A 9,901-nucleotide genomic window follows, 5' to 3' on the forward strand; every position below is an offset into this window, starting at 1 on the left:
TTCGTAACTGCTGTCTCAGGGGCAGGGCCCTGACTGAATATTGGCCTGGGTGATGTTGCTATTTTCAGGCACGCTGCAGATCAGCCACACATTGCCGCCGATAATCGATCCCTTGCCCACCGTGATACGCCCCAGAATCGTGGCGCCCGCGTAGATGACCACGTCGTCCTCGACGATGGGATGACGCGGCAGGCCTTTCTCGAGATGCCCTTTCTCGTCCGCCGGAAAGCGTTTGGCACCAAGCGTGACCGCCTGATAGAGCCGTACGCGATTGCCGATGATCGCGGTTTCGCCGATCACAACGCCGGTACCGTGATCGATGAAAAAGCCCTCGCCGATCTGGGCACCGGGATGAATATCGATACCGGTATCGGAGTGGGCCAACTCGGCGATGATTCGTGCCACCAGCCCGGCCCCCGCCTGATAGAAATAGTGGGCAATGCGGTGATAGATCACCGCGTGGACGCCGGGGTAGCAGAGCAACACCTCGTCGACACTGCGTGCCGCAGGATCGCCGTAGAACGCCGCCATGACATCGCCGTCGAGACGACGGCGCAGACTCGGCAGGCCGTCCGCGAAGCCCTGAATGATCTGCGTTGCCACCGCCTGATGGTCGGAATCCGGGCTGCCGTCGAGCCGCGACATGTAGCGCAGTTCGAGCAGCACTTCCTCGTGCAGCGCATTGAGCGCCCGGTCCAGGGTGTGGCCGACGTAAAAGTCTTCGCTCTCCTTGCGCAGATCGGAAGGACCGAGCCGCATCGGAAAGATCGCCCCGCTCAGGCACTCCAGGGTTTCCCGAATGCGATGCCGCGACGGCAGCTCACGACAGCCCTTCTCTTTTTCCCGACCGTTCTGGGCGCGCCACTGTTCGCGAGTGGCGCGTAGCTGGGACACGATACCGTCGAGCTGCCAGTTGACGTGCTGCATGGGGAATTCCTTTCAATCGCTGACGCAAGCGTCGGGCCGGAGCGACATGATACACCCGGTGGTGGCTGGGCCAAACGTCAGCCGCGCATCGCGCCGATACCGCCACTTTCTCCTGTTTATCCCCTATCGGGCCTTGCGGGTGACGCCTTTCAGCAATTCGCCCATGTCCTTCGCTTCCCAATGCGGGAAGTGCTTTCGAATCAATGCATTGAATTCGATCTCGAATGCCTGCCAGTCGACTTCCTCAGTGGACGAGGCGCCTTCGATCGCTCCCCGAATCAGACCTGCTCCCACCGTGATATTGGTCAGCCGATCGATCACCACGAAGCTGCCGGTACCGGGGCTCTTGCGGTAGTCATCCAGCGGTACGCTGGCGGTCAGCTCGACTCGGCAGCGACCGATGGCGTTGAGCGGCAAGCTGTCACTTTGGTGATGCTCGAGCGTATTGACGTCGATCTGGTAATCGATCGCGGCGATCCGGCCGGCGATCTCCTGGGTGCCGATCTTGAAGTCGTAGAGGCGACCCGGTTCGAGAGCGTTATCGTGCATCCAGACGATATCGGCTGCCAGCGCGCTGGACTGCGCGACCTCGGCATCGGCCGCCACCAGCCAGTCACCCCGCGAGATATCGATCTCGTCCTGCAAGGTGACCGTGATCGCCTGGCCGGGGTAGGCTTCCTCCAGATCACCATCGAAAGTCACGATACGATCGATGGTGGAGAGCTTGCCCGATGGCAGCACTTTCACCGCCTGGCCGGGGCGCAGGATGCCGGCTTCCAGCGTGCCGCAGTAGCCTCGGAAATCGAGATTGGGCCGATTGACGTACTGCACCGGCAGCCGCAGATCGGAAAGGTTGCTGTCGTGCACGACCTCGACGCTCTCGAGCAGCTCGAGCATCGCGGGACCCGGCGCACCATCGACGCGATACCAGGGCATATGCTCGCTACGGTTGACGACGTTGTCGCCGTCCAGCGCCGACATCGGCACGAAACGGATGTCTCTGGCGTCCAGCTTCTCGGCAAACTCACGATAATCGGCGACGATCTCGTCGAAGCGTGCCTGCGAGTAATCGACCAGGTCCATCTTGTTGACCGCGATCACCAGATGCTGAATTCCCAGCAGATCGGCAATGAAGCTGTGACGCCGGGTCTGTACCTGCACGCCGTAGCGGGCGTCGATCAGGATCACCGCCAGGCTCGCAGTCGAGGCGCCGGTAGCCATGTTACGGGTGTACTGCTCGTGGCCCGGGGTGTCGGCGATGATGAACTTGCGCTTGTCGGTGGAGAAGAAACGGTAGGCGACATCGATGGTGATGCCCTGTTCGCGCTCCGACTGCAGACCATCCACCAGCAGCGCCAGATCGACCTTGTCACCGGTGGTACCGCTGGTCTTGGAAGCCTGCGTAATCGCGGCCAGCTGATCTTCGTAGATCATCTTGGAATCGTGCAGCAGTCGCCCGATCAGGGTCGACTTGCCGTCATCGACACTGCCGCAGGTGATGAAGCGCAGCAGATCTTTCTGCTCGTGCTCTTTGAGATACTGTCCGATGTTGTCGGCGATCAGCGTGGATTGATGAGACATCTAGAAGTACCCCTCGCGTTTTTTCTTCTCCATCGAACCCACCTGATCACGATCGATGGCACGTCCGGAGCGCTCGGAGGTGCGCGTCAGCAACATCTCCTGAATGATTTCGGGCAGCGTGGCGGCCCTGGATTCCACCGCGCCGGTCAACGGGTAGCAGCCCAGCGTGCGGAAGCGCACCCACTTCTCTTCGGGAACCTCGCCGGGTTCCAGCGGCAGCCGGTCGTCGTCGACCATGATCTGCATGCCGTCGCGCTCGACCACCGGACGCGGTGCGGAGTAGTAGAGCGGAACGATGGGAATCGATTCGAGATAGATGTATTGCCAGATATCCAGCTCGGTCCAGTTGGAGAGCGGGAACACGCGGATCGACTCGCCCTTGTTGACCTTGCCATTGTAGAGATTCCACAGCTCCGGACGCTGGTTCTTGGGATCCCAGCGGTGATGCTTGTCACGGAACGAGTAGACGCGCTCCTTGGCACGGGAAGCTTCTTCATCGCGCCGGGCACCGCCGAAAGCCGCATCGAAGCCATACTTGTCCAGCGCCTGCTTGAGCGACTGGGTCTTCATGATATCGGTGTACTTGGCGCTACCGTGATCGAACGGATTGATGCCGGCGGCTCGCCCTTCCTCGTTGATATGCTCGATCAGTTCCATCCCGACGTCCGCGGCCATCCGATCGCGGAACTCGATCATCTCCTTGAACTTCCAGGTGGTGTTGACGTGCATCAGCGGAAACGGCGGTGGACCGGGATAGAACGCCTTGCGCGCCAGGTGCAGCATCACCGAGGAGTCCTTGCCGATGGAGTACAGCATCACCGGGTTGCCGAACTCGGCGGCGACCTCGCGGATGATATGGATGGACTCGGCCTCGAGCTGCTTGAGATGAGTCTGGCGCTGAGCGCTGACGATAGGAGCTGTCATGATCGATGTCTCACGGTCGCCCTCTGAAATCAGATGGCAGAACAGAATATGGGCTTCTTTGAAGGCAAACCCTAGCGAGACATTGGTAATAACGTCAAAGAATCAAAAATGATCCAAAAAGCGTTTTTAGTTATAACCGGCTAGAGATCGACCCGCTCGACCCAGGTCGCCAGAGTCTTCCCGCGTAGATCGACGACCCGCAAACCGGGCCGGGACGCCTCGTCGGTGGCGAATTCGTGGCTTCTCGGCAGAAACTGGTCCGAAGTCGACGGGCACCCATAAACGGCCACGAGACCCTGCCAGGCAGCGAACGCCTGATGAATGTGGCCACAAAACAATGCCCTGACCTGCGGATAGGGAGCCAATGTCTGCCACAGCGCATCGCGATCCTTCAACCCGATGGCATCCATCCATACAGAGCCGACTTCCAGCGGCGGATGGTGCAGCGCAATCAGCGTTGGCCGTTCATCCGCCTCCAACTGCCATGCCAATCGCTGCAACTGGTCCTGCCCCAGCTCCCCTCCCGGCTGACCGCTGATGCGAGAATTGAGTAGCAACACCCGCCAATCGCCAAGGTCGAGGTCTTCATGGAAGGGATGACACTCATCCATGAGTTCGGGCTGATCATGATTGCCGGGGATCCAGAACCACGGACACCCCAATGTCGCAAAGGCCCGCCTGGCATGCCGATAGGCGGCGGGCGTCTCGTCCTGGGCAATGTCGCCGGTCACCAGCACGATGTCCGGCCGAATCGCTTTTGCACGATCGACGATGGCATGCAGCTGGCGTAGCGGCGTTCCCTTGCGCGACGTTCCTTCAGGGTCTGCCAGCAGATGACAATCCGTAATCTGAACCAGTCGCATCAGGGCGTTTCCGGCACGTTGGCGGCATGGCCGTGCGCCAGCCCGTGCTGTAGCCACTCCCCCAGGAAACGGTTGATCTGCAGTTTCTCGTCTGGCTGGTGCATCTGGGGGTTGGGATAACGATAACGCCCCTGAAAATGGCGCTGGCGTTGAAAATCGGTCACTTCCGCCATATCCGCATCATGGTACAGATGCACCGTCATTCGCGGTGAATCGACGAAACTGTCCAGCACGCCGGTCTGGGAAACTCGTGCGACCGTGGTGTAAGGCGCCTGCTCGAGGACCTCGAACCACAGCGTGCCGAAGCGCGCATGCTCACCGGCGAGCGGCACTTCCTTGATTTCACCAGGCTCCATGTCCATGACCAGACGGCAAAGCCGCAGATAGTTACTGCTGCATTCTGCCTGGAGCGTCTTGAGATCCGTAACGTAAGCGGTCTTTCTCATGCAGTTCTCCTGGCGCATGACGGCCTCTAGTCTAGCTCGAGTATCGGGGGCAACTGCCGCTCTTGATGACCGACGACCTGCGACAACAACGGTACTGCCGCCCTCTCGTGTCAGGCCCTGGCTCTCAGCGTGGCACGCTCTCGCGCCAGCCAGTGAAAGCCGATCAACGCCATGGCATTGTCCAATTGTCCCGCCATCAATCGATCCCACGCTTCGGGATACGACATGACGTGAACCAGAATATCTTCGTTTTCATCTTCCACACCGTGTATGCCGCCGAGTCCCGTGCTGTCGATCAAACCACAGAACAGCGTGACCTGCTCGGTACAGGCACCAGGGCTGGGATAGTAGCGATGAAGCTCGATCAACTCCCCGATTTCGCACCCCGCTTCTTCCAACGCCTCGCGACGTGCCACGTCCGCTGGGGTTTCGCCGGGTTCCACCAGGCCGGCAACGGGCTCCAGCTTCCACGGCGATATCGGGTCTTCGAGGGCGCCTGCGCGAATCTGCTCGACCAGCGCGACCCGATCCAGAGACGGGTCATAGAGTAGTACCCCCACCGCATTCCGGCGAACGTGAACCTCGCGATCGACAGGCTCGCTCCACTCGCCGTTGAACTGCCGATGACGCAGCCGGCGCTTCTCCAGATCGAAGAATCCTGAGTACAGCTGCTGATCTTCGATTCGATCGACATCTTTGGCATCGAAGCGATTGACCGGCGCAATCTTGCGATCCATGAGCGGCTCCTTCGGATGAGAGCCTCATTATTGCGGCACCGCGGATCGATTCCAACCGGTGCCGGCCTGATTCGCCCATGGGAGGAGGGCCATGCGTCCGGCGGCACGACCCTCCCCAGTCACGGCGGCTCGAACCGGAATTAGGCAACGCCTGAATGCGGAACTAGGCAAGGCTGAGGTGCGCCATTCATGCACCTAGACATTTATATATTTAATTCACAGACCCTATCTTCAGTATTGTTAAAAGTTGTCCAGTATTAACTTAAGGACACTAAATGCACTTAGGGCGATAGACAAAAAGTCTAACAATGCAATCATGCAGATAAATTAAGCTATTGATATCTTTAAATATTTTAGAAAAATAAAATAAATTCAATTGTCAACAGCGTTAACGATTTGCAATCAATAACCTTCTCTCCTATTCATACGTAAACACCAGAATAATCACCTTTAAACACCCATACGCGTACAACGTCCTGGTTCTAGCGATAGAACGTTCAGGCAGGGAGAGACTCATGGCCATTTCCGCAAAAGTCAGCGCGCTTAACGAAGACGTTGCCGCAGCACCTGCTTCCGCCGTTGGAACTGACGGTACGATTGCCCTGGAGCAGCCCAGGAAAGTGCTGCTGAGTCTTTCTCCCGACGACGTGCAGACACTGCAGCGAGATGGCGATGATCTCCTGGTCAGAACGACTGATGGACAGGTCATTCGCATCGAAAATTTCTACGGTGCGGACGGGAACCTGGAGAGCCAACTCTATTTGACCGGCGAAGATCAGGAACTGATCTGGGCTGACCTCGGCCCAGCCAGTAGCGACGGTTTCATTGCCGCCGACTACATTCCACAAAATGAATTCGGCGTATTCGAGCCGGTTACCGCTGCCGGAGAAGGTGGAGAGGGCCTCGGGGTCACGCCGTTGGGCTGGGCTGCCATCGGCGGTGGTGCGCTGGCCGCTGGTGCCGTCGCCGCTGGAGGCGGTGGCGGCGGCGGTAGCGACGATGACGACGATACCCCACCGGAGGATGCCGATGACAGCGATAACGAGGACGATGCGACGCCACCCGACGCGCCCGCGATAAATCCTTCCAACGGCGAAACCATCAGCGGTGAAGCCGAACCTGGCAGCACCATCATCATTACCGACGGCGATGGCAATCCCGTCGGCGAGACCATTACCGGCGACGACGGCAACTGGACGTTCACACCCGAGGAACCGCTGCCCGACGGCACCGACATCGACGTCGTCGCCCAGGACCCCGCCGGCAATACCAGCCAGCCAACGACTGGCACCATCGATGCCTCCGCACCGGATGCGCCGACACTCGATCCATCCAACGGCGAAACCATCAGCGGTGAAGCCGAACCTGGCAGCACCATCATCATTACCGACGGCGACGGCAATCCCGTCGGCGAGACCATTACCGGCGACGACGGCAACTGGACGTTCACACCCGAGGAACCGCTGCCCGACGGCACCGACATCGACGTCGTCGCCCAGGACCCCGCCGGCAATACCAGCCAGCCAACGACTGGCACCATCGATGCCTCCGCGCCGGACGCCCCCACCATCGATCTCTCGAATGGGGAAACGCTGACCGGCACCGCCGAGCCGGGGAGCACCGTCACCCTGACCGACGGAGATGGCAACGCCATTGGTGATACCACCGCGAACGGAGAGGGTAACTGGTCATTCACGCCGAGCGAGCCGCTACCCGATGGTACGGAAGTTTCCGCAACTGCCACAGACGCCGCCGGTAACGAGAGCCAGCCGGTTACCACGACCATCGACGCGCTGGCACCCGATGCCCCCGCTATCGATCCCACCGATGGCACCCTCTTGACCGGCACCGCCGAGCCAGGAAGCACCGTCACCCTGACCGGCGGAGACGGCAATCCGATCGGTTCCGCGATCACCGACGCCAACGGCAACTGGTCGTTCCAGCCCGAGCAACCGCTGGATGACGGCACGGATGTGACCGCAACCGCGACAGACGCCGCCGGCAACGTCAGCGAACCCGCGACGACCACCGTCGATGGCGATCTCGACGATGACACGCCGCCGGTCACGCCGACCATCGCGGCGGCCAGCGACGACGTTGCCCCCCAGACCGGCCAACTCGATGATGGCGACAGCACCAATGACCCCACACCCCGCCTGACCGGCCGCGCTGAAGCCGGCAGTACGGTGACGATCTTCGCCGACGGCGAAGAGATCGGAACAACCACGGCCAACGCCCAGGGTAACTGGTCGTTCACGACCGCCAACCTCGACGATGGCGATACCACCTTCACGGTGACCGCCACCGACGGTGCCGGCAATGTGTCGAATGCCAGCGCCCCGTTCACGCTCGGCATCGATACGATGGCACCGAATGCGCCGACGCTTTCCCCAACCGATGGCACCCTCCTGACCGGCACCGCCGAGCCAGGAAGCACCGTCACCCTGACCGGCGGAGACGGCGATCCGATCGGTTCCGCGATCACCGACGACAACGGCAACTGGTCGTTCCAGCCCGAGCAACCGCTGGATGACGGCACGGATGTGACCGCAACCGCGACAGACGCCGCCGGCAACGTCAGCGAACCCGCGACGACCACCGTCGATGGCGATCTCGACGATGACACGCCGCCGGTCACGCCGACCATCGCGGCGGCCAGCGACGACGTTGCCCCCCAGACCGGCCAACTCGATGATGGCGACAGCACCAATGACGCCACACCGACATTGAGCGGTCGTGCCGAAGCGCGCAGCGTGGTGACGATCTATTCCGGGGACGACGAGCTGAGCACCGTCATCGCCGACGATGACGGCAGCTGGTCCTATACGCCTGACGCGCTCGACGATGGCGAGTACAGCTTTACCGTCACAGCCACCGATAGCGCCGGTAATGTGTCGGACGAAAGTGCCCCCTTCACCTTGACCATCGACACCCAGCCCCCTGCCACGCCGATTGTCGATCCTACGAATGGCGAAATTCTGACTGGCAGTGCCGAGGCGGGCAGCAGCGTCACCCTCACCGATGAAGAGGGCGACACCATCGCTACGGTAACATCGGATATCAATGGCAACTGGTCATTCGCCCCGGATACGCCGCTACCAGACGACAGCACCTTTACCGCGATCGCCACGGACGCCGCCGGTAACGTCAGCGAGCCAGGCAGTGCCGTTGTCGACGCCGATCTGGAAGATACGCTGCCGCCTTCCGAGCCCGTCATCATTACCTCGATCGATGCGATAGAGCCGGGAACGGGAAGCGTCGATGATGGCGATACGACCAATGATGCCAACCCGACGCTAGTAGGCACCGCCGAAGCGACCAATACCGTCCAGATCTGGGCCGACGCCGGCGATGGAATGCAGATGCTCGGCACGACTCAAGCCGACGGCTTCGGTAATTGGAGCTTCAGAATCTTCAGCCGTCTGGCGGAAGGCAATACGACCTTCATGGCGAGGTCGATCGATCCGGCCGGTCAGACATCGGAGGCCAGTTCACCCTACGCCGTCGTCATCGACACGACGCCACCGGACGAGCCGACGATCGACAGCGCTACGGACGATGTCGATCCGACTGGCACGCTAGGCGATGGTGATAGCACCAATGACACTACCCCGGCGCTGACCGGCACCGCCGAAGCCAACGCCACGGTGACGATCTCGGCCAACGGCACGGTACTCGGCAGCGTCACCGCGGACGGTGACGGCAACTGGTCGTACATACCGGAAACTCTCGGTGAAGGCGATGTCACCTTTACTGCCACAGCAACCGATGCGGCCGGCAACGTCTCTCCGGACAGTCCGAGCTTCACGTTGACGCTGGACGAAACGGCGCCAGACGCGGGTGATAACGGCATCGCGATCAATGATGGCGGCGACGGCTTCCTGAACGTCGACGAGGCCGGCAACGTCACCTTGAGCGGCAGCATCGAAAGCGATGCGACCGTGAGCTCGCTGATCATCAGTGACGCCAGCGGCAATACCGTTACTGTCGATCCCGCGGATATCGCCGTCGATGCCGACGGTAACTTGACGGTCAGCGGCGTGGACCTGTCGGGTCTCGTCGACGGCGAACTGACAGCCACCCTCTCCGTGACCGATGCCGCCGGCAACACCGGCACGGTCACCGATACCACCACGCTCGATACGGCTGCGCCCAATGCCCCGACCGCAACGCTGGCCGACGATACCGCCATCGACGGTGACGGCATCACCAGCGACGCCACCATCAACGTCGGTGGCCTCGAAGGCGGGGCAACGTGGGAATATTCCACCGATGGCGGCGATAGCTGGACGACCGGCATGGGTGCCAGCTTCGAACTGCCGGAAGGCGACTATGCCGCCGACGCCGTGCAGGTGCGTCAGACCGATGCCGCGGGCAACACCGGCGAGACGGCCAACCTCGGTGTCGTGACGGTCGATCTGAC

General features: G+C 61.0%; 7 protein-coding genes. 1 reads left to right on the plus strand and 6 read right to left on the minus strand.

The window, feature by feature from the left end; translation table 11 throughout:
* Nucleotides 1–15 precede the first annotated feature (15 nt).
* The 6 genes from epsC to BTW07_RS09915 all read right to left on the minus strand — a co-directional run bounded on the left by epsC (nucleotide 16) and on the right by BTW07_RS09915 (nucleotide 5,478).
* On the minus strand, nucleotides 16–927 hold the full coding sequence (gene epsC, locus BTW07_RS09890) for a serine O-acetyltransferase EpsC (RefSeq protein WP_075570005.1): 912 nt from the start codon (nucleotides 925–927) through the stop codon (nucleotides 16–18).
* Nucleotides 928–1,050: 123 nt separating this feature from the next.
* Nucleotides 1,051–2,508 carry a sulfate adenylyltransferase subunit CysN gene (cysN, locus tag BTW07_RS09895; RefSeq protein WP_075570006.1) on the minus strand — a complete coding sequence of 486 codons (1,458 nt, stop codon included), beginning with the start codon at nucleotides 2,506–2,508 and terminating at the stop codon, nucleotides 1,051–1,053.
* The gene (gene cysD / locus BTW07_RS09900; RefSeq protein WP_075570007.1) at nucleotides 2,509–3,432 is read right to left on the minus strand and encodes a sulfate adenylyltransferase subunit CysD; all 924 of its coding nucleotides are present in this window, start codon (nucleotides 3,430–3,432) and stop codon (nucleotides 2,509–2,511) included.
* A gap of 140 nt (nucleotides 3,433–3,572) precedes the next feature.
* On the minus strand, nucleotides 3,573–4,295 hold the full coding sequence (locus BTW07_RS09905) for a phosphodiesterase (RefSeq protein ID WP_075570008.1): 723 nt from the start codon (nucleotides 4,293–4,295) through the stop codon (nucleotides 3,573–3,575).
* A complete protein-coding gene (locus BTW07_RS09910) occupies nucleotides 4,295–4,741 on the minus strand; it encodes a DUF1249 domain-containing protein (protein ID WP_075570009.1) in 447 nt (148 codons plus the stop codon). The genes BTW07_RS09905 and BTW07_RS09910 overlap by 1 nt, the downstream gene beginning before the upstream one ends.
* A gap of 110 nt (nucleotides 4,742–4,851) precedes the next feature.
* A complete protein-coding gene (locus tag BTW07_RS09915) occupies nucleotides 4,852–5,478 on the minus strand; it encodes an NUDIX domain-containing protein (RefSeq protein ID WP_075570010.1) in 627 nt (208 codons plus the stop codon).
* Nucleotides 5,479–5,993: 515 nt separating this feature from the next.
* Between BTW07_RS09915 and BTW07_RS09920 the strand changes: the two genes are divergently transcribed.
* Nucleotides 5,994–9,901 (plus strand): Ig-like domain-containing protein (locus tag BTW07_RS09920; RefSeq protein ID WP_144076886.1); only part of this gene is annotated, 3,908 nt, incomplete at its 3' end.

The sequence above is a fragment of the Salinicola socius genome (assembly GCF_001937195.1).
GTDB classification, from domain to species: Bacteria; Pseudomonadota; Gammaproteobacteria; order Pseudomonadales; family Halomonadaceae; genus Salinicola; species Salinicola socius.

Coding starts and splice junctions, on each gene's coding strand:
- epsC (WP_075570005.1), bottom strand. CDS start 927: ATGCAGCACGTCAACTGGCAGCTCGACGGTATCGTGTCCCAGCTACGC.
- cysN (WP_075570006.1), bottom strand. CDS start 2,508: ATGTCTCATCAATCCACGCTGATCGCCGACAACATCGGACAGTATCTC.
- cysD (WP_075570007.1), bottom strand. CDS start 3,432: ATGACAGCTCCTATCGTCAGCGCTCAGCGCCAGACTCATCTCAAGCAG.
- BTW07_RS09905 (WP_075570008.1), bottom strand. CDS start 4,295: ATGCGACTGGTTCAGATTACGGATTGTCATCTGCTGGCAGACCCTGAA.
- BTW07_RS09910 (WP_075570009.1), bottom strand. CDS start 4,741: ATGAGAAAGACCGCTTACGTTACGGATCTCAAGACGCTCCAGGCAGAA.
- BTW07_RS09915 (WP_075570010.1), bottom strand. CDS start 5,478: ATGGATCGCAAGATTGCGCCGGTCAATCGCTTCGATGCCAAAGATGTC.